The organism is Phytobacter cepae, assembly GCF_054165735.1.
Genome location: NZ_CM135107.1, coordinates 2,405,923 through 2,425,517 on the forward strand (window position 1 = coordinate 2,405,923; position 19,595 = coordinate 2,425,517).

Consider the following 19,595-nt stretch of genomic DNA (forward strand, 5'->3'; position numbering starts at 1 on the left):
GCGCCATCCGCAAGGATGGCGCTATTCTTTAGGCTACCCGTCGGCGTAGCAATATATTCCCCGGTTTGGCGAACATCACCAGATTCCCGGTCAGAATTAACACCAGCCCAATAATACTGTTACTGTGCCAGACATAGCCTTCGTAAACGGTGGAAAAACTCAGCGCAACCAGGGGAAACAGCAGGGTGCTGTAGGCGGCATTGCTGGCACCGATGCGTCCCACCAGGGTGAAGTAAGCACCGAAGGCAACCACCGAACCAAAAATAGCCAGGTAGACCAGCGCCCCCATATAGCTGAACGTCCACTCAAGCGCGAAACTGTCACCGCGCACCAGCGCAATGCATCCCATGATGATAGTGCCATACAGCATCGCCCAGGCGTTGGTGGTCATGGTTTCGAGCCCTTTGCGCTGATGGCGCATGCTCAACATGTTACCCAGCGAGAAACCAAAGGTGCCCAGAATCGACAGGCCGATGCCCATCAGCAGTGAAGTGCTGATGCCACTGGCCCGCAGATCGTCCCAGAACAGCGTCACAATGCCAATAAGCCCGAGCGCTGCGGCAGGGTAAAAACGGGCAGGGGGTTTTTGACCGAAAAACAGGAAACTGTTTACGGCGTTGAACAGCACCGCCATGGAAAAAATGACTGACTCCAGCCCGGTATTGATCCACGCCGCTGCCGTGTAAAAACAGAGAAAGTTAAAGCCGAATACGCAACAGCCCTGTAGCAGGCAGAAGAGATGATCCCGCAGCGCCAGTTTACGCAACCGTCGCAGGGCAATCAGCACCAGCATAATGGTGGTCGTCGCCAGTGCGAAGCGCCAGAAAATGGACACCGGTGCCGGCACCGACCCTTGTTGTAAAAATATCGCAATCCACGTCGTTCCCCAAATCACCACCACCAGACAATATAAAAAAGCGTTCATTGTTATTCCTGTTGTGCCAGACCAGCCCTAAGTGTCACGGCAATCAGCCGTTGGTGCTTGCATAAAGCCCACAGCGACTTGCAAATTCTTGCGCTTTTTTAGGGAAAGGCTGGCATCGCGGTGTGGTAATTCATAGACTGGGATTCTGGTTACTTATTTGTTACGCGCCGTTATGCAACCGACCTATCAGGCCTTTGAAAACCTCAAGCATCACAATGCTGTTCTGCATGACTCAGTGGCATTGCATTCGGGCATCCAGCTGGCGGCCTGGTCAAATAAGCGCGATAACATCACCCAGTATTGCGATCACCACACGTTGAGCCTGTATGTGGCAGACGGCTATGAGAGCTACCATAAAACCGCATCGGGCTGGAAGAACGGCGGTGGGCCGGATCGGTTTTGCCTGCTCCCGCAGGAGAGTGAATCCAGTTGGGATATCCGCGACGATCTCTCTTTTGTGCACTTATATTGCACCGACACTCACTTACGTGAGATTGGCGAGCGTATCTGGGATCGTAGCCCCGCCTCCTTTGCGCTGGATGAAAAGACCTTCGCCCAGGATGAGCGAATCACCTTGCTGTACCGTCAGTTTTTGCTCGGCAGTGACTGGCATCAAAAAGCCAACCAGCTGACCTTCAGCACCGCTTCAACGCTACTCTTAACCCACTTGATTCAACATTACAGCAACGTTCAGTGGCAGTTACCCACGGTGAGAGGGGGCCTGGCACCGGCGGTGCTGCGTCACGTGGTGGACTGGATTGAAGCCCATCTGTCACACCCCCTTTTACTGGCGGATTTGGCCGAACAAGCCGCGTTAAGCGAATACCATTTTGCGCGTATGTTCAGGCAATCGATGGGGCAGGCGCCGCATCAGTATGTAATGCAACGGCGAATGGCGCAGGCCAAAACCCGCTTGCTGAATAGTGAAGCGTCCCTGACCGCGATAGCCATGGCCTGCGGTTTCAGCTCGCCCAGTCACTTTAGTAACCGCTTCCGGGCAGTTTATGGCATCACGCCCTCACAACTACGCGCGTCGCGTCCGTGACAGGGCGATAGAGCAGATACCGCCCGCCACCAGTCCCCAAAACGCCGAACCCACGCCCAGCAGGGTGACGCCACTTGCCGTCACCAGAAAGGTGACCACCGCGGCATCTCTTTCTTTCTCATGTGCCAGCGCCTGAAATAAGCTGCCGCCAATCGTCCCCAACAGTGCCAGCCCCGCCAGCGTCTGGATCCAGGCAAGCGGCAATGCTGCCAGTAGTGAGGTGATCGACCCGCCAAAAATGCCTGCCAGCAGGTAAAATCCCCCCGCCGCAACCGCGGCTTTCCAGCGCTGTTGGGCATCGGGATGCGCATCCGGGCTTTGACAAATGGCGGCAGTAATTGCCGCAATACAGATGGAGTAGACCCCAAACGGCGACAATATCAGTGCGAGGCCACCGGTAAAAACAATCAGCGGTGAAACCGCCACCGGGTAACCTGAAGCCTGCATCGTCGCGAAGCCGGGCGCATTCTGAGAGGCCATGGTGGCGAGGAAAAAGGGCAGGCCGATACTAATAAGCGCTTCGGGATTAAACACCGGGCGTGTGAATTCAGGCAACACCATGGAAAAGGAGAGGGAATCAGTGACCACATCGCCCTTTAACCCGGCAACCAGTGCGCCAATAATCAATGTCGCAACAATGGCATAGCGAGGCGCCAGCGCTTTACAGATAAGCCAGGCCAGTAGCATACTGCCGCACAGCGCGATATGGCCCTGCACAGTACTGAAGGCCTGCAGGCCAAAACGCAGTAAGATCCCGGCCAGCATTGCCGCGGCAAGGCTATGCGGGATGACTTTCATGAGGCGGGCAAACAGACCCGTTATGCCGCACAGCAGAATGAGCGCGTTAGCGAAGATAAACACGCCGACCGCTTCGCCGAGTGACAATCCCTCAAGGCTGGTCGCCAGGAGTGCGGCACCCGGCGTTGACCAGGCGGTCAGAACGGGTATTCGGTACCAGAGAGATAACGCGATAGTGCTTATTCCCATGCCCAGACCAAGGGCCGTCATCCAGCCGGCGATTTGTGACGATGTGGCCCCGGCAGCGGCGGCAGCCTGCCAGATGATAGCAGCGGAACTGGCGTAGCCAACGAGTACGGCGACAAAACCCGCCAGTAGGGAAGTGAATGGGAACGGTGAAACGCGCATATTGCACCCCTTGTGCGTTATAGCATCCGACAAAACTACCATTGTGCGCTATAGCGCACAAGCGGGATGAGAGCCTGACAGGAGACAAAATGGAAGCCACACTTTATCTGGCGACGACCCTGAAAACGCTTCGCCAGACACGGGGCTTAAGCCTCTCCAGACTTGCGGAAGAGACCGGGGTTTCGAAAGCCATGCTTGGACAAATTGAGCGCAACGAGTCCAGCCCAACGGTCGCTACGCTGTGGAAAATTGCTACCGGACTGAATGTGCCGTTTTCCACGTTTATCGCACCGCCGGAAAACGACACGCCCACTGCCTACGATCCCCAGCAACAGGCCATGGTCATTACTCCACTTTTCCCGTGGGATGACGTGCTGCACTTCGATCACTTTTCTATTACCCTGGCACCCGGCGCAATAAGTGAATCAACGCCCCATGAAAAAGGGGTCATTGAGCATGTGGTGGTGATAGCCGGTGAACTGGACATGTGTATTGAGGGGGAGTGGAAGGCATTGAAAACAGGAACCGGAATACGTTTTGCCGGCGATAAAGCCCATGCGTATCGCAACAGCTCAGCCCATACCGTGCATTTCCATTCGCTTATTCATTATCCAAAAGAAAAAGCCGCAAGCAAGCCTGCGGCAAAGAACGACGACGATTAACAACAACGTACAACGTGACGAGGAAATGTCCGAACTACGCATGATTTTCAACTGACCTCGTTGTGGGCGACCTCATGTCACCGCGACGCCATTCGAAAGCTCTCGCGTAATGTGGCTACATTACGTTTAACCATCGCTGCTGGAAAATATCATTTTCATCGATGCATTGCCGCCAGATGGAAAATGCCTTGTGGTGCCAGTGGTGAAACGCCAGGGAACTGACTACAATAGCCGCCATTTTGCACATAATGGATAACGACGATTGTATGCGCCTGCAAACCCATCATCTTGAACTTTTAAGCCCAGCCCGTGACGCCGCGATCGCTCGCGAAGCCATTCTGCACGGGGCGGACGCGGTCTACATTGGTGGACCGGGTTTTGGGGCCCGCCATAATGCCAGCAACAGCCTGCAGGACATCGCCGCGCTGGTGCCTTTTGCTCATCGCTATGGCGCGAAAGTCTTTATTACTCTGAACACCATTCTGCATGATGATGAACTGGAACCGGCGCAGAAAATGATTACCTCTCTGTACGAGACGGGTGTGGATGCCTTGATCGTGCAGGACATGGGGGTCATGCAACTGGATATCCCACCGATTGAACTGCATGCCAGCACCCAGTGCGATATCCGTAGCGTCGAAAAAGCAAAATTCCTTTCAGATGTGGGGTTCAGCCAGATTGTGTTAGCCCGTGAACTGAACCTCAATCAAATTCGCGAAATTCATCAGGTGACCGACGCCACCATTGAATTCTTCATTCATGGTGCGCTCTGCGTGGCCTATTCCGGCCAATGTAATATCTCTCACGCCCAGACCGGGCGCAGCGCCAACCGTGGCGATTGCTCGCAGGCCTGCCGCCTGCCTTATACGCTGAAAGACGATCAGGGCCGTGTGGTCTCCTACGAAAAACATCTGCTGTCGATGAAAGATAACGACCAGACCGAGAACCTGGCGGCGCTGATCGACGCCGGTGTACGCTCCTTCAAGATTGAAGGGCGATATAAAGATATGAGCTACGTGAAAAACATCACCGCGCACTACCGCCAGATGCTCGATGCCATTATCGACGATCGCGGTGACCTGGCGCGTTCCTCCGCCGGACGTACCGAGCATTTCTTTATTCCGTCGACGGATAAAACCTTCCACCGTGGCAGCACTGACTACTTCGTGAATGCGCGCAAAGGCGATATCGGTGCCTTTGATTCGCCGAAATTTATCGGCCTGCCGGTGGGCGAAGTGCTGAAAGTCACCAAAGACCACCTCGACGTTGAAGTGACTGAGCCGCTGGCCAACGGTGATGGTCTCAACGTTTTAATCAAGCGTGAAGTCGTGGGCTTTCGCGCGAATACCGTCGAAAAAACCGGTGAGAATCGCTACCGCGTGTGGCCAAATGAAATGCCTGCGGACATGTACAAAGTGCGTCCGCACCATCCGCTCAACCGTAACCTCGACCACAACTGGCAGCAGGCGCTGACCAAAACTTCCAGCGAGCGCCGCATAGCGCTGGACATGACGCTTAGCGGCTGGCAGGAGCAGCTTGTCCTGACGCTCACCAGCGAAGAGGGTGTGACCATTACGCACACGCTCGACGGGCAGTTTGATGAGGCGACCAACGCGGAAAAAGCGCGCAATAGCCTGAAAGATGGCCTGGCGAAACTGGGGCAAACGATCTTTTACGCACGCCAAATCGACATCAACCTGCCGGGTGCGCTCTTTGTGCCGAACAGCCTGTTGAATCAGTTCCGTCGTGAAGCGGTTGAGATGCTGGATGAGGCCCGCCTGGCAAACTACCCGCGCGGCACCCGTAAGGCTGTTTCCGTGCCCGCCCCGGTCTACCCGGATACCCACTTGACGTTTTTAGCCAACGTTTACAACCATAAAGCGCGTGAGTTTTATCAACAGTACGGTGTGAAGCTGATTGATGCCGCGTTTGAAATGCACGAAGAGAAGGGTGACGTGCCGGTGATGATCACCAAGCATTGCCTGCGCTTTGCCTTTAACCTCTGCCCGAAACAGGCAAAGGGGAATATCAAAAGCTGGAAGGCCACGCCGATGCAACTGGTGCATGGTGACGAAGTGTTAACGCTGAAATTCGACTGCCGCCCATGCGAAATGCACGTGGTGGGTAAAATCAAAAATCACATCCTGAAGATGCCGCTGCCGGGCAGTGTAGTAGCATCGGTCAGCCCGGAAGAGTTGATGAAAACGCTGCCCAAACGTAAGGGCGCGTAATCAAAAGAAACGGCAGCCTGGCTGCCGTTTCTCGTTGTAGGGGGGCATTGAGTTTTACTGAACTAATGCGCCTTGAACCCCGCCGATGCCATCAGTACACGAAAGAAGAGCCCAACCAGCGCCAGCGCCATGACGCTGCCACCCCAGATAATGACCAGCCATAACAGGCGATACCAGAGTGAATGATGCATCAGTGATAACCCTCCCCATGTTGCACTTTGCCGCGAAAAACGTAATAGCTCCAGAAGGTGTAGACCAGAATGATGGGAATGATCAGCAATGCGCCAACCAGCATGAAACCCTGACTCTGTGACGGGGCTGCCGCCTGCCAGAGCGTGATTGCTGGCGGGATAATGTGCGGCCAGATACTTATTCCCAGCCCTGCGAACCCGAGAAATATCAGCCCCAGTGTTAAAATAAAGGGCAGATGGTGACTGTCTTTGTCGCCGAGCGCATGCCACTGCCACAAACTGGACAAGGCAACCAGTACAGGAACCGGCAGCAGCCAGAAGAGGTTTGGCAGACTAAACCAGCGATCGGCGATGGCTGTGTGAGCCAATGGCGTCCACAGGCTAATAACGGCAATAGTAACCAGTAAGGCAACGAGTAATCTTCTGGCGAGGCGGCGCATTGTCGCCTGCAGTGGGTTTTCACTCTTCATCACCAACCAGGCTGCCCCCAGCAGCCCATAAGCCACCGTCAACCCCAGGCCGCAAAACAGCGTAAAAGGGGTGAACCAGTCAAACGGGCCGCCGGCATAGGTGCGACCCGCCACCGGAAAACCGTTGATCACCGCGCCGACCACCATGCCCTGGGTGAACGTCGCCAGCAGCGACCCTCCCATAAATGCCTTGTCCCAGAACGGCCGATGCGCAGGCGTCGCTTTGAAGCGGAACTCAAAGGCCACGCCACGAAAGATGAGCCCAATCAGCATCAGGGTGAGCGGAATGGTCAGCGCATCGACGATCACGGCATAAGCCAGCGGAAAGGCACCAAAAAGCGCCGCACCGCCGAGCACCAGCCAGGTCTCGTTGCCATCCCAAACCGGTGCCACACTGTTGACCATGACGTCACGATCCTCTGCGTTTTTTATGACCGGAAAGAGAATGCCAATACCCAAATCAAAGCCGTCCATCACGATATACATCAGTGTGGCAAAAACGATGATCACGAACCAGATTAAGGAAAGATCGATACCCATTACGGCTTCTCCTGAGGCATAAAGTCAGTGCTGGCGGCGGAAAGTGGGCGCGCAGGGCGGCCATCTTCTTCCGTGGGGAACGGCTCGTTGTCCTGTGGCCCTTTCTTGATTAAGCGCACCATGTAGCTGTAGCCAACGCCGAATACCGAGGTGTAAACCACGATGAATCCCAACAGGCTCACGCTCATGTGCATATCGCCGTGCGCGGAGACAGCATCCGCCGTGCGCTGAAGTCCGTAGACCACCCAGGGCTGGCGTCCTACTTCAGTGGTGACCCAGCCTGCGAGAATGGCAATCAAGCCCGACGGCCCCATCAGCAGGGCAAACCACAAAAACGGACGTGAAGTATAGACACGCTGTTTGAAGCGCAACCACAACGCCACCACACCCAGCAGGATCATCAGCATGCCGAGCCCCGCCATAATGCGGAATGACCAGAAAACGATGGCGGAATTGGGCCTGTCTTCTTTGGCGAACTCCTTCAACGCTGGCACCTGTTTCTCCAGACTATGCGTGAGGATCAGACTACCGAGCGCCGGAATTTCCAGTCCGTAGCGGGTACGCTCCTGTTCCATATCCGGTAAACCGAACAGTAACAGCGGCGTCGGCTCGCCGGGAATGTTTTCCCAGTGTCCTTCAATGGCGGCAATTTTCGCCGGTTGATGCTCAAGGGTGTTCAGCCCGTGCATGTCGCCGACCATCGCCTGAATGGGTGCGACGATAAGCGTCATCCACAGCGCCATCGAAAACATGGTGCGAATGCCCTGATTGTTATTGCCGCGCAGCAGGTGCCAGGCGGCAGATGCCCCAACGAACAGCGCGCTACTCAAAAACGCCGCAATCGACATATGGAACAGCCGATAGGGGAACGACGGGTTAAAGACCACCGCAAACCAGTCAACGGGCACCACTTGGCCGTTGACAATTTCATAGCCCTGCGGGGTCTGCATCCAGCTGTTGGAGGCGAGGATCCAGAAGGTCGAAATGATCGTGCCCAGCGCCACCATGCAGGTCGCAAAAAAATGTAGACCTGGCCCGACTTTGCGCCAGCCAAACAGCATCACGCCAAGAAAACCGGCTTCCAGAAAGAAGGCGGTCAGCACTTCATAGGTCAGCAGCGGGCCGGTAATGCTGCCGGCAAACTGCGAAAAACCGCTCCAGTTGGTGCCGAACTGATAGGCCATGACCAGCCCGGAGACCACGCCCATGCCGAAGTTAACGGCAAAGATCTTCGACCAGAAGTGATAGAGAGAGCGCCATACGGGATTGCGCGTTTTAAGCCACAACCCTTCAAGCACCGCCAGATAGCTGGCAAGACCAATGGTGATAGCCGGGAAAATAATGTGGAAGGAGACCGTAAAGGCAAACTGGATCCTCGCCAGGTGAAACGCATCTAGACCAAACATGCACAACCTCTGAGTCAATCGTTATGCCTGTTATGGTAAGACGGGCAAAAATGAACTGTCAGAGGCAATAATGTGAAATTTAACCATAACAGTTACATTATTTCTGCTATTTTGTTACATCTGATATAGATGTATGGGGCAGGGAGAAAGGCATGAAGAAGTATCAGCGGCTGGCTAAGCAAATTATCGAACAAATTGAGCTGGGTGCCTGGCGTCCGGGTGAACGTCTGCCCTCGTTGCGTGAACAGGTGGCGAGCAGCGGCTTCAGCTTTATGACCGTCGGCCATGCTTATCAATTGCTTGAGAGTCAGGGCTATATTACTGCCCGCCCGCAGTCGGGGTATTACGTGGCACCGCGCTCGCACCGGCCCCCGGCTGCGCCGACCGCTCAGGTACAACGCGATGAAACGGTCGACATTAACACCTATATTTTTGACATTCTCCAGGCCAGCCGTGATGCCTCTATTCTGCCCTTTGGCTCAGCGTTTCCGGATCCGCGCCTCTTCCCGTTGCAGCAGCTTAATCGCTCGCTGGCGAACGTCAGTAAAAGCGCGACAGCGGTCAGCATTATTGAAAATCTGCCGCCGGGCAATGCGGCGCTGCGCCAGGCCATTTCCCGCCGTTACGCTCAGCAAGGCGTGAAGATCTCGCCTGACGAGATTGTCATCACTGCCGGGGCGCTGGAAGCATTAAACTTAAGTTTGCAGGCGGTGACGGAACCGGGTGACTGGGTCATCGTTGAGACGCCCTGTTTTTACGGCGCGTTGCAGGCGCTGGAACGCTTGAGGTTAAAAGCACTTAGCGTACCGACCGACGTGCATGAGGGTATTGATATGGTCGCGCTGGAAGAGGCGCTGAAAACCTATCCGGTGAAAGCGTGTTGGCTGATGCCCAACAGTCAAAACCCGCTGGGTTTTACCCTGAGTGCGGAAAAGAAAGCGCGTCTCATCGCCATGTTAACGCAACATAACGTGACCCTGATTGAAGATGATGTCTACAGCGAACTGTATTACGGTCGGGAAAAACCGCTGCCTGCCAAAGCCTGGGACACCAGCGACATGACGCTCCACTGTTCTTCTTTTTCCAAATGCCTGGTGGCCGGGTTTCGTATCGGCTGGGTCGCGGCGGGCAGACACGCTCATCGGATTCAGCAATTACAGCTGATGAGCACGCTCTCCACCAGTTCACCCATCCAGATGGCCCTCGTCGATTATCTTGGAACCCAACGCTATGACGCCCATCTGCGCCGCTTGCGTCGTTCACTGGCGGAGCGCAAGCAGCAGGCCTGGCAGGCACTGCTGCGCCATCTTCCGGCAGAGGTGAAAATTCATCGCAACGAGAGTGGCTATTTTTTATGGCTGGAATTGCCCGCTCCCCTGGATGCCGGTGAACTCAGCGAACGTGCGCTGGCTCATCAGGTGAGTATTGCACCGGGTAAGATGTTTTCGACGGCCAGGGAGCCGACGCCGTTCTTTCGTTTCAATGCCTCATGGCAATGGGGAGAACGAGAAGAAAAGGGCGTTATTTTATTAGCCGCCCTGATTCGCGAAATGATGGAATAAACGCATTCGTTATTCATATTTACTACACACACTCTTCTTTATTTAGAAATAAGCTAATTAAAGAAATAAAGAAGAGTTTCATTATTTTCTGCACTTTCCCGCAGGGTATTCATACGAAATACGCATAGCTTCTGTGGTTTCATGATGTCCGCTAACCCCTTGTGTATACTCCAAAAGACGGTCTCCTGAACGGTGATGAATTAGTGCAGTGCGCTGTCGGTCACAACATCGCGAAATTTATTGCGGCCGGGGTTCGGCCTGGCAGGGTGCCGTCTATTTTTAAAACAGGAGATATTTTTACGGCAGGGCGGCCGCTCATTTCATTGCGACAGGAGTAAACCGTATGAGCAAGAAATTTGCCCTGAGCTGCCTTGGTGCGCTGGGCATGACCATCGCGACTGCACAGGCTGCTGAACCGACAGAAATTGGTAAAGGAGAAGGGCGGCTGGACATCATCGCCTGGCCGGGATACATCGAACGTGGGCAAACCGACAAAGCCTATGACTGGGTAACGGCGTTTGAAAAAGAGAGCGGCTGTGCGGTGAACGTCAAAACCGCCGCGACCTCGGACGAGATGGTAAGTCTGATGGCAAAAGGCGGCTATGACCTGGTGACCGCCTCCGGTGACGCCTCGCTGCGCTTGATCATGGGCAAGCGCGTCCAGCCCATCAATACTGCGCTTATCCCCAACTGGAAGACACTCGATCCGCGTCTTGAGAAAGGAGAGTGGTTTAACGTCGGCGGCAAGGTTTACGGAACGCCTTACCAGTGGGGGCCTAACCTGTTGATGTATAATACCAAAACCTTCCCGACTCCCCCGGATAGCTGGGCCGTTATCTTTGTAAAACAGGACCTGCCGGACGGCAAGAGTAATCAGGGCCGGGTACAGGCCTACGACGGACCTATCTATATTGCTGACGCCGCGCTGTTTGTGAAAGCGACCCAGCCGCAGTTAGGCATAGAAGACCCTTACCAGCTCACCGAATCGCAGTATCAGGCGGTACTCAAAGTGCTGCGCGATCAGCATGGCCTGATTCACCGTTACTGGCATGACACCACCGTGCAGATGAGCGACTTCAAAAACGAAGGGGTGGTCGCCTCCAGCGCCTGGCCCTATCAGGCCAACGCGCTGAAAGGGGAAAACCAGCCGATTGCCACCGTGTTCCCGAAAGAGGGGGTCACCGGTTGGGCGGATACCACCATGCTGCATGCGCAGGCCAAACACCCTAACTGCGCCTACAAGTGGATGAACTGGTCGCTGACGCCGAAAGTACAGGGCGATGTTGCCGCCTGGTTCGGTTCGTTGCCAGTTGTGCCACAGGGCTGCAAAGCCAGTGAACTGTTAGGTGAAAAAGGATGCGAAACCAACGGGTTCAGCTTCTTTGACAAGATTGCGTTCTGGAAAACCCCCATTGCGGAAGGTGGAAAATATGTTCCGTATAGCCGCTGGACCCAGGATTACATTGCCATCATGGGCGGACGTTAATCGGTCGGGAGTCACGCATGACCTACGCTGTAGAATTTCAGGATGTCTCGCGCTTTTACGGTGATGTGCGCGCGGTGGACGGCGTCAGTCTGGTGGTCAATGACGGCGAATTCTTCTCCATGCTGGGGCCGTCTGGCTCCGGCAAAACCACCTGTCTGCGCCTGGTTGCCGGCTTCGAACAATTGAGCGGTGGAGCGATTCGCATCTTCGGGCGCGAAGCCAGCGAACTGCCACCCTGGGAACGCGATGTGAACACCGTCTTTCAGGACTATGCCCTTTTTCCACATATGTCGATTCTGGATAACGTGGCCTATGGGCTGATGGTGAAAGGGGTGGATAAAAAAACGCGTCATTCCCATGCCCGTCAGGCGCTGGAGAAGGTGGCGCTGGATTTCGTCCACACCCGCAAACCGTCACAGCTTTCCGGCGGTCAGCGTCAGCGCGTGGCCATCGCTCGTGCACTGGTTAATCAGCCCCGCGTGTTGTTACTCGACGAACCGCTGGGGGCGCTGGATTTAAAACTGCGCGAACAGATGCAGTTTGAGCTGAAGAAGCTGCAGCAGGATCTGGGTATCACCTTTATCTTTGTCACCCACGATCAGGGGGAAGCCCTGTCTATGTCAGACCGTGTCGCGGTCTTCAACAACGGCAAAATTGAGCAGGTTGATACGCCACGTGAACTCTATCTGCGCCCGCGAACGCCGTTTGTCGCCGGGTTTGTAGGGACCTCAAACGTATTTGACGACGCGCGCGCCGGAAAATTGTGCGCGATGCGCGGCGCGTATTCACTTCGCCCGGAACATATTCGCCTGAATCTGCCGGGAGAGATTCAGGCGCAGGGCATCATTCAGGCGGTACAGTATCAGGGGGCCGCGACGCGCTTTGAGCTCAGGCTGGAGGACGGCGAAAAGCTGTTGGTCACTCAGGCAAACCTGTCAGATGCGGTGCTACCGGCGTCGTTGGCTACCGGGCAAACGGTGCTGGTCTCCTGGTCGCGCGACGCAATGGTGCCATTGCAGGGAGTCGCCTGATATGGACGCGCGCGTATATCCTCAACCCAAACCCGGTCGTCTGAGTCGCTTTTTCTGGCGTAAGCCCTCGCTGGGTGTGTTCCTGTTGTTGCTTGGCCCGTTGATGTGGTTCGGCATCGTCTATTTCGGCTCGCTGCTGACGCTGCTTTGGCAGGGATTCTATACCTTTGACGATTTCACCATGTCGGTCACGCCGGATCTGACGCTGGAAAATCTGTGGGCGCTGTTTAATCCGGCTAATTACGACATCATTCTGCGTACATTAACAATGGCGGTGGCGGTGACCCTCGCCAGCGCCATTCTGGCCTTTCCAATGGCCTGGTTTATGGCGAGATATACCCACGGGAAATGGAAAGCCTTTTTCTATATTGCGGTCATGTTGCCCATGTGGGCCAGTTACATCGTGAAAGCTTATGCGTGGACGCTGCTACTGGCAAAAGACGGAGTCGCGCAGTGGTTTCTGAGTCACATGGGGCTGGAACCGCTCCTGATGGCGGTGTTAACGCTGCCGGGTATCGGCGGGAATACGCTGTCAACATCTGGACTGGGGCGTTTTCTGGTCTTCGTCTACATCTGGCTGCCGTTTATGATCCTCCCGGTGCAGGCTGCGCTTGAACGCCTGCCGCCATCTCTGTTGCAGGCATCAGCCGATCTGGGGGCAAAACCCCGGCAAACCTTCCGTCACGTGATCCTCCCGCTGGCGATTCCGGGCGTAGCGGCCGGGTCGATTTTTACCTTCTCGCTGACGCTCGGCGATTTTATCGTTCCGCAACTGGTGGGGCCGCCGGGCTTCTTCATCGGCAATATGGTCTATTCCCAACAGGGGGCCATTGGCAATATGCCGATGGCTGCCGCCTTTACGCTGGTACCCATCCTGTTGATTGCACTTTATTTGTCGTTTGTGAAACGTCTGGGAGCATTCGATGCACTTTGAAAGAGCACCCTGGTTTCTGAAACTGGCCGCGTGGGGCGGCTTGGTCTTTCTCCACTTTCCGTTATTGATTATCGCCATCTATGCTTTTAATACCGAGGACGCGGCATTCAGCTTTCCGCCTCAGGGATTCACGCTCAAGTGGTTCAGCGTGGCGGCGGCGAGGGGGGATATTCTCGATGCGGTGACGTTGTCACTTCAAATTGCGGCCGTTGCGACCTTCATTGCCCTCGTGCTTGGCACGCTTGCTGCAATGGCCTTGTGGCGCAGCGCATTTTTTGGCAAAAATGCGATTTCTCTTCTGCTGCTGTTGCCGATTGCCTTGCCCGGCATTGTCACTGGTCTGGCACTGTTGACGGCGTTCAAAACGGTCAATCTGGAACCGGGATTTTTTACCATCGTGGTGGGGCACGCGACGTTTTGCGTGGTCGTGGTTTTCAATAACGTGATTGCCCGTTTTCGCCGCACCTCCTGGAGCCTTGTGGAGGCATCAATGGATCTCGGCGCGAACACCTGGCAGACCTTCCGTTACGTGGTGCTGCCTAATCTGGGCTCGGCGCTACTGGCCGGGGGCATGCTGGCGTTCGCGCTGTCGTTCGACGAAATTATCGTGACCACCTTTACCGCAGGCCACGAACGTACCTTGCCGCTCTGGCTGTTGAATCAGTTGGGCCGCCCACGCGATGTCCCGGTCACAAACGTGGTGGCTCTGCTGGTGATGCTGGCGACAGCACTGCCGATTTTGGGTGCGTGGTGGCTGACCCGCGATGGCGAAACCGTGGCGGGTACCGGCAAATAACTGACAATTGAATAAGGATAGCGCTATGCAACATCAATTATTTATCAATGGCGAACTGGTCGACGGCGAAGGGGAAAAGCAGGCCGTTTACAACCCGGCCACCGGCGAGGTGTTGCTGGAGATCGCGGAGGCCTCACCGGCACAGGTCAACGCGGCGGTACTGGCAGCCGATGAAGCGTTTAAATCCTGGGGCCAGACCACGCCAAAAACCCGCGCCGAATGCCTGCTCCAGTTAGCACAGGTTATCGAGGACAACGCCGAAACCCTGGCGAAACTCGAATCGCTCAACTGCGGTAAACCGCTGCACTGTGCGCTGAACGATGAAATTCCGGCCGTCGTGGATGTATTCCGCTTTTTTGCCGGTGCCGCGCGCTGTCTGAATGGGCTGGCGGCGGGGGAGTATCTGGAAGGGCACACCTCTATGATTCGTCGCGATCCGGTCGGGGTGGTGGCGTCAATCGCCCCCTGGAACTACCCACTGATGATGGCAGCCTGGAAGCTGGGCCCGGCGCTGGCGGCGGGGAACTGCGTGGTGATCAAACCCTCGGAAATTACGCCGCTGACCGCGCTGAAACTGGCTGAGCTGGCAAAAGATATTTTCCCGGCGGGCGTACTCAACGTGCTCTTTGGTCGCGGTAAGACCGTCGGCGACCCGTTGACCGGGCATGAGAAAGTGCGCATGGTCTCCCTGACCGGGTCCATTGCCACGGGTGAGCATATTATCAGTCACACCGCGCCGTCGATTAAGCGCACCCATATGGAACTCGGAGGCAAAGCGCCGGTGATTGTGTTCGACGACGCGGATCTCGATGCGGTGGTCGAAGGCGTGCGGACGTTTGGATTCTATAACGCCGGGCAGGATTGTACGGCTGCCTGCCGAATCTATGCACAAAAGGGGATTTATGACGCGCTGGTGGAAAAACTTGGTGCGGCGGTCGCCAGTCTGAAAATGGGCGCACCGGAGGAAGCGTCTACCGAGCTTGGGCCGTTGAGTTCAGAAGCGCATCTGGCTCGGGTGACAAAGGCAGTAGATGATGCAAAGGCGCTGGCGCACATCGACGTCATCACTGGCGGTAAAAAACGCGATGGCGCTGGTTACTATTATGAGCCAACGTTGCTGGCAGGAGCAAAACAGGACGACGCCATCGTGCAGCGCGAAGTTTTCGGCCCGGTGGTGAGCGTGACGGTCTTTGATGACGAAGAGCAGGTGCTGGGCTGGGCTAACGATTCGCAGTACGGCCTGGCCTCTTCCGTATGGACCAAAGACGTTGGGCGGGCGCACAGAATGAGCGCCAGGCTGCAATACGGCTGCACCTGGGTCAATACGCACTTTATGCTGGTGAGCGAGATGCCGCACGGGGGGCAGAAACTTTCAGGTTACGGCAAGGACATGTCAGTCTACGGACTGGAAGATTACACCGTGGTTCGCCACGTGATGATAAAACACTGACTGGCTACGGGCTGAGGAATCCCCAGTAATATTACGTTTTGCAGCGACAACACAGCGTAATGAGAATAAAAAAGTCTCAGCGATGACTGGGTCAGGCTGAAAATCGACGAAGCGTATCCGCAAGGCCGGGGCGACGCGCAGGGATGCGCGGCGAGGGCGACTTTACATGGACGTTACCTTCGCCCGTCCCCGATAAGCCTGAAGGAATACGCTAAGTAGACCGCGCCAGCGGCGATTTTCCTGGCCGGGAGCCCGGGTCGCCAGGGCGGTGGGGTGAACCGCCCTGGCACGTTCACGGGTTCTGGCGTTATAGAACAACAAAGAACATAAGGTGAACGGAATGACCATCAGAGCCGCATGTTCCCCCTCACCCCATCCCTCTCCCCAGAGAGGAGAGGGTGCTGTCCGTGCTCGCATTTTTTTGTGGGGGTCCCTCTCGGCTACGGGTGTCGGGATCTTATGGCCTGCCACCCGTCCTTTTCGCCTTACAATCGTGACATCAGCCCCATTACAAGCTGAACGGCAAGCAGTAACAGTGCGACTTTAACCCATGAAAGCTGAGCGTACTTTTTATGCTTAATGCCAAACACCGTTTTTAACTTCCCTTTTTTCAGCAGAACTTTCCCCACTAAACCGAGCCACAACATATTCGCCAGTGAAGCAATCGGGAAAAGGAAACCGAGCCAGGGGAGGTTTTTATCTGCCATCAGGCCAATGAGAAGGCGTGCTGGCCAAAACACCACCAGCGACAGCACGGAAAGCAGACGGAATAACAGGCCGGGTGGCTCATAGCCGTACGGGATAGTCAGAATAAGCGAAGTGATAGCCCAGCTTCCCACAACACATAACACGACACCCCACAGGCGATTTTTGAACGTGTCAGACATGCCCGTATTACTGCTGCCGCCTGTCGGGAATGTATTTTGTGTCTGGTAGTCATAGGAAGGGGGAATGTAAGAGTTAGGCGGAGTGTCACTGCTATCATTTTGATTTTTATAATCAGAACGCCAGGTGTTATCTGCCTCTTCTTTGGAGTGGTAAATACCATCCGATCCCTGGTAGACATCTGCACCAAAAATATTCTTGCCTTTATAATCTGAACTCATTGTTTTCTCTTTATTATTGATACGCTCTGATGGGTAAACACAGCAACGTTAGCCATCCGGTCTGCCCATCTGGCAGGTAAAGCACATTAAAGTATCAGTACCGTGCCTTTTCAAGCTCTTAATGTTCATAGGGCCATGATCGGGCCAAAGACCGGTTAATCTTATTCTCACTCGCTCATTAAACAAACAGTAATGCAGGTAATGTATAAGTAAACGGTATCAGGCCTTCTGCCACATCATGGCGTACAGTGGGTATTCTGTGTATGTTTCCTGACACTTTGGCCGGGAATGTAAATGGCACGTTATGGCCTTTGTAGCAAAAAATGAATAACGATATAAATATTGCGGTAATACTCACGATTTATACTTTTGGCTATGTCAATAAACGTAAAGATAGTTTATCTCTATAAGCGCGTGGTACGCGGTGCCAACGCACTTTGATTTCAAAAATAATAAAACTCTGGGCCCTGAATAATTCGAGTTGCAGGTCTGCGTATTGTCACATTAAGTTAATTAATTCGACAACCGTTCGTCATGTCCTGTCACCGATAATGTCGCGTTTTTTACATCAGGCAGGGGATGACATAATGAGTAAACTGGTCGTGTTACTGCTGCCCGGCGGTGCGCCCGAGTATGTGACAGTGGAAGACAACCAAACCACGGTAACCTGGTTCGGCACACCTGAAGTAACAGGGGGTACAGGCAGGACACTGCCCATTGAGACCTATTTCTGTGAAGGCGAGGAATTTCATTTTGCCCGGCTCGAAAAACAGCCTGAAGAAGAGGTATCTTCATCGATCGCTTATTTAACTGCCCAAAATCCCGCCCCCTTTACTGGGCTGATGACGGGCTTACGGCAGGGGTTATCATTTTTAGCGCAATGTCTGAATGTGCACGTACCGAAAAAAATAAGGGCTAAATAAGCCCTTAACGTTCACATTATTCGCAGGCTATCTTTTGAGGATATTTTCGTTTTCACGGGGCGCCCAATCTTTTTCTGAGAAATCATATAAAGAATAAGGCTGATCGCGTAATCCGTTAGCACGCAAAATGCCACGCACATCGGCGGGCAGATTCTCTTCGCGGAAGAGTTCAGAAATGACAAACATAGCGTCACTGAAGGAGAGTTGTTTAATCTCAAACGGTTTCCAGCCGGTGCGCTTGAAAATGAGATGGTAAAGCGCTTCTTCACCTGCCAGCGAAATATACGGACTGGCATATTTTTCACGGTGGCGGGAAAGCAGCACTTCCAGAATGAAAATGTGAGCAATGCGCTGTTTGGCAGCGTTGCCCCTCACGCTGTCTTCGTTAGTCATGTCCTGGTGTGTTATATCATTATTCTCACACACTCTTACTTCTATGGCTTGCCACAGATCGTCAAACTTTTGCATTGCATTAACCCTGTAAAAAAATGATTTCTGGCTTACCAACAATATCAGAGTTGCAGGTCTCACGCCAAAGAAGACGCCATCAGAGAAGCACTCTGAACAAGAAGTACATAGCCGAAAGATGAAGGTGCAATATGAGTCACTGATTGCGTTGAGTCTTAAGTTAAATTTATCAGGCGTGTTCAGAAAATATAAAAATCAATATCATTCCTGTATTCCGGAATTGTCGATGATCAATACGCGGCAGGCGCTTGTCAAATAACGTGGAGGTTCTCTCCATCAGGACAACGACGATGACATGTCAATCAGTAGTGGCAACGTGTTTTGTGGTAGTCAGTTTCTTCACATTTAACAGTAGCTATGCCAGAACGCCGGTTAGCGATACGCAGGTGAAGAAAAGAATCATTGCTGAATCGATAGCGGAATATCCCGGCCCGTGTGCCTGTCCGTTCAATCAGGCGAGAAATGGCAGCAGTTGCGGTAAACGCAGCGCCTGGAGCAAACCCGGCGGCTACTCCCCGATCTGTTATGCCGATGAGGTGACGCCTGAAATGGTCAAAGCCTGGCGCAAGCGCAATCAACCGTAACCCAATCCGTCAGCGATATTCCTCCCCAAGGGTTACATCGACTTACATCAAAAGTGTAAAATTCGCACGATATGTGAATAAAACTTGATGTGAGTCAAGAAAACAAGCATATTGCGGTCGTTTTGTTTTCACAATCTTCGTGTGGACTATGTCGCTTTATCAAAAAATGTTGGTTTTTTACGCAATTATGGCGTTGATTTGCGCCGTCATCACCTGGTTCCTGACCAGCGATCGCAAGCGTATTCGCTTCTTAAGCGCATTTCTCGTGGGGTCGACCTGGCCGATGAGTTTCCCGGTCGCGCTGCTGGTCTCAATATTCTGATCTTTTGTGTTATTCCTGTCATTGCGTGACGGGGTAAACAAAACAGAAAGTGGATATTGTGCAACATAGGTCTGCGTATGTTTTCCATGGAAAGGAGGCAGATGATGGACCTGTATCTTAAGATGCTCGTTTTTTACGCAGTGATGTCCGTACTGGCCGGCGTGGTTACCTGGTTTTTGTCGAAAGAGACGCGAGGCATGAAGGCGCTGAGTGCGTTTCTGGTTGGCGCAACCTGGCCGATAAGTTTCCCGGTGGCCCTCGCGTTTACGCTGTTTTAACGTAAACGCGCAAATAAATGACCCGACGCACGCAGGTGG

General features: G+C 54.1%; 20 protein-coding genes. 13 read left to right on the top strand and 7 right to left on the bottom strand.

The window, feature by feature from the left end:
- Window positions 1-28: 28 nt before the first annotated feature.
- Window positions 29-925, bottom strand: a complete 897-nt coding sequence (locus ACUY4Q_RS11225) for a DMT family transporter (RefSeq protein ID WP_458047090.1) — start codon at window positions 923-925, stop codon at window positions 29-31.
- 172 nt (window positions 926-1,097) lie between these two features.
- Here ACUY4Q_RS11225 and ACUY4Q_RS11230 point away from each other — a divergent pair, with 172 nt between their 5' ends.
- The gene (locus tag ACUY4Q_RS11230; protein WP_458047321.1) at window positions 1,098-1,970 is read left to right on the top strand and encodes a helix-turn-helix domain-containing protein; all 873 of its coding nucleotides are present in this window, start codon (window positions 1,098-1,100) and stop codon (window positions 1,968-1,970) included.
- Here the strand turns inward: ACUY4Q_RS11230 and ACUY4Q_RS11235 are convergent.
- A complete protein-coding gene (locus tag ACUY4Q_RS11235; RefSeq protein ID WP_458047091.1) occupies window positions 1,950-3,116 on the bottom strand; it encodes a benzoate/H(+) symporter BenE family transporter in 1,167 nt (388 codons plus the stop codon). The two genes, ACUY4Q_RS11230 and ACUY4Q_RS11235, sit on opposite strands and share 21 nt — an antisense overlap.
- An 89-nt stretch (window positions 3,117-3,205) precedes the next feature.
- Here ACUY4Q_RS11235 and ACUY4Q_RS11240 point away from each other — a divergent pair, with 89 nt between their 5' ends.
- Together ACUY4Q_RS11240 and ACUY4Q_RS11245 are read left to right on the top strand one after the other, a co-directional pair.
- Window positions 3,206-3,778, top strand: coding sequence for a helix-turn-helix domain-containing protein (locus tag ACUY4Q_RS11240; protein WP_458047092.1), 573 nt, complete (start codon window positions 3,206-3,208; stop codon window positions 3,776-3,778).
- A gap of 266 nt (window positions 3,779-4,044) precedes the next feature.
- Window positions 4,045-6,009, top strand: a complete 1,965-nt coding sequence (locus ACUY4Q_RS11245) for a peptidase U32 family protein (RefSeq protein ID WP_458047093.1) — start codon at window positions 4,045-4,047, stop codon at window positions 6,007-6,009.
- 62 nt (window positions 6,010-6,071) lie between these two features.
- On the opposite strand, the gene ACUY4Q_RS11250 is transcribed toward ACUY4Q_RS11245, so the two are convergent.
- The 3 genes from ACUY4Q_RS11250 to ACUY4Q_RS11260 are packed head-to-tail and all read right to left on the bottom strand — an operon-like array spanning window position 6,072 to window position 8,616.
- Window positions 6,072-6,200, bottom strand: a complete 129-nt coding sequence (locus ACUY4Q_RS11250; RefSeq protein WP_458047094.1) for a DUF2474 domain-containing protein — start codon at window positions 6,198-6,200, stop codon at window positions 6,072-6,074.
- Window positions 6,200-7,210, bottom strand: a complete 1,011-nt coding sequence (cydB, locus tag ACUY4Q_RS11255; RefSeq protein ID WP_458047095.1) for a cytochrome d ubiquinol oxidase subunit II — start codon at window positions 7,208-7,210, stop codon at window positions 6,200-6,202. Before cydB ends, ACUY4Q_RS11250 begins: the two co-directional genes overlap by 1 nt.
- Window positions 7,210-8,616, bottom strand: a complete 1,407-nt coding sequence (locus tag ACUY4Q_RS11260) for a cytochrome ubiquinol oxidase subunit I (RefSeq protein ID WP_458047096.1) — start codon at window positions 8,614-8,616, stop codon at window positions 7,210-7,212. The genes cydB and ACUY4Q_RS11260 overlap by 1 nt, the downstream gene beginning before the upstream one ends.
- 152 nt (window positions 8,617-8,768) lie before the next feature.
- Between ACUY4Q_RS11260 and ACUY4Q_RS11265 the strand changes: the two genes are divergently transcribed.
- The 6 genes from ACUY4Q_RS11265 (at window position 8,769) to patD (ending at window position 15,875) form a co-directional block, all read left to right on the top strand.
- Window positions 8,769-10,178 (top strand): aminotransferase-like domain-containing protein, encoded by a 1,410-nt coding sequence (locus ACUY4Q_RS11265; RefSeq protein WP_458047097.1) that lies wholly within the window; start codon window positions 8,769-8,771, stop codon window positions 10,176-10,178.
- A 343-nt stretch (window positions 10,179-10,521) separates the two neighbouring features.
- Entirely contained in the window at window positions 10,522-11,664 is a 1,143-nt protein-coding gene (gene ydcS / locus ACUY4Q_RS11270) for a putative ABC transporter substrate-binding protein YdcS (protein WP_458047098.1), read from the top strand.
- Window positions 11,665-11,681: 17 nt separating this feature from the next.
- Entirely contained in the window at window positions 11,682-12,695 is a 1,014-nt protein-coding gene (locus ACUY4Q_RS11275) for an ABC transporter ATP-binding protein (RefSeq protein WP_458047099.1), read from the top strand.
- A gap of 1 nt (window position 12,696) precedes the next feature.
- The gene (locus tag ACUY4Q_RS11280) at window positions 12,697-13,629 is read left to right on the top strand and encodes an ABC transporter permease (protein ID WP_458047100.1); all 933 of its coding nucleotides are present in this window, start codon (window positions 12,697-12,699) and stop codon (window positions 13,627-13,629) included.
- A complete protein-coding gene (locus tag ACUY4Q_RS11285; RefSeq protein WP_458047101.1) occupies window positions 13,619-14,425 on the top strand; it encodes an ABC transporter permease in 807 nt (268 codons plus the stop codon). Before ACUY4Q_RS11280 ends, ACUY4Q_RS11285 begins: the two co-directional genes overlap by 11 nt.
- Window positions 14,426-14,450: 25 nt before the next feature.
- Window positions 14,451-15,875, top strand: coding sequence for an aminobutyraldehyde dehydrogenase (gene patD / locus ACUY4Q_RS11290; protein ID WP_458047102.1), 1,425 nt, complete (start codon window positions 14,451-14,453; stop codon window positions 15,873-15,875).
- Window positions 15,876-16,360: 485 nt separating this feature from the next.
- Here patD and ACUY4Q_RS11295 read toward each other — a convergent pair whose 3' ends face one another.
- On the bottom strand, window positions 16,361-16,981 hold the full coding sequence (locus tag ACUY4Q_RS11295) for a hypothetical protein (RefSeq protein ID WP_458047103.1): 621 nt from the start codon (window positions 16,979-16,981) through the stop codon (window positions 16,361-16,363).
- 587 nt (window positions 16,982-17,568) lie between these two features.
- Between ACUY4Q_RS11295 and ACUY4Q_RS11300 the strand changes: the two genes are divergently transcribed.
- A complete protein-coding gene (locus ACUY4Q_RS11300) occupies window positions 17,569-17,904 on the top strand; it encodes a hypothetical protein (protein ID WP_458047104.1) in 336 nt (111 codons plus the stop codon).
- A gap of 27 nt (window positions 17,905-17,931) precedes the next feature.
- Here the strand turns inward: ACUY4Q_RS11300 and ACUY4Q_RS11305 are convergent, their stop codons facing one another.
- Window positions 17,932-18,372, bottom strand: a complete 441-nt coding sequence (locus tag ACUY4Q_RS11305) for an ECs1072 family phage-associated protein (RefSeq protein ID WP_458047105.1) — start codon at window positions 18,370-18,372, stop codon at window positions 17,932-17,934.
- Window positions 18,373-18,662: 290 nt separating this feature from the next.
- On the opposite strand from ACUY4Q_RS11305, the gene ACUY4Q_RS11310 reads away from it, so the two are divergent.
- The 3 genes from ACUY4Q_RS11310 to ACUY4Q_RS11320 all read left to right on the top strand — a co-directional run bounded on the left by ACUY4Q_RS11310 (window position 18,663) and on the right by ACUY4Q_RS11320 (window position 19,556).
- Complete coding sequence (locus tag ACUY4Q_RS11310; protein ID WP_458047106.1) at window positions 18,663-18,956, top strand: hypothetical protein; 294 nt, start codon at window positions 18,663-18,665, stop codon at window positions 18,954-18,956.
- Window positions 18,957-19,104: 148 nt separating this feature from the next.
- A complete protein-coding gene (locus tag ACUY4Q_RS11315) occupies window positions 19,105-19,278 on the top strand; it encodes a GhoT/OrtT family toxin (protein WP_458047107.1) in 174 nt (57 codons plus the stop codon).
- Window positions 19,279-19,382: 104 nt separating this feature from the next.
- On the top strand, window positions 19,383-19,556 hold the full coding sequence (locus tag ACUY4Q_RS11320; RefSeq protein WP_458047322.1) for a GhoT/OrtT family toxin: 174 nt from the start codon (window positions 19,383-19,385) through the stop codon (window positions 19,554-19,556).
- The last annotated feature ends 39 nt before the right edge of the window (window positions 19,557-19,595 follow it).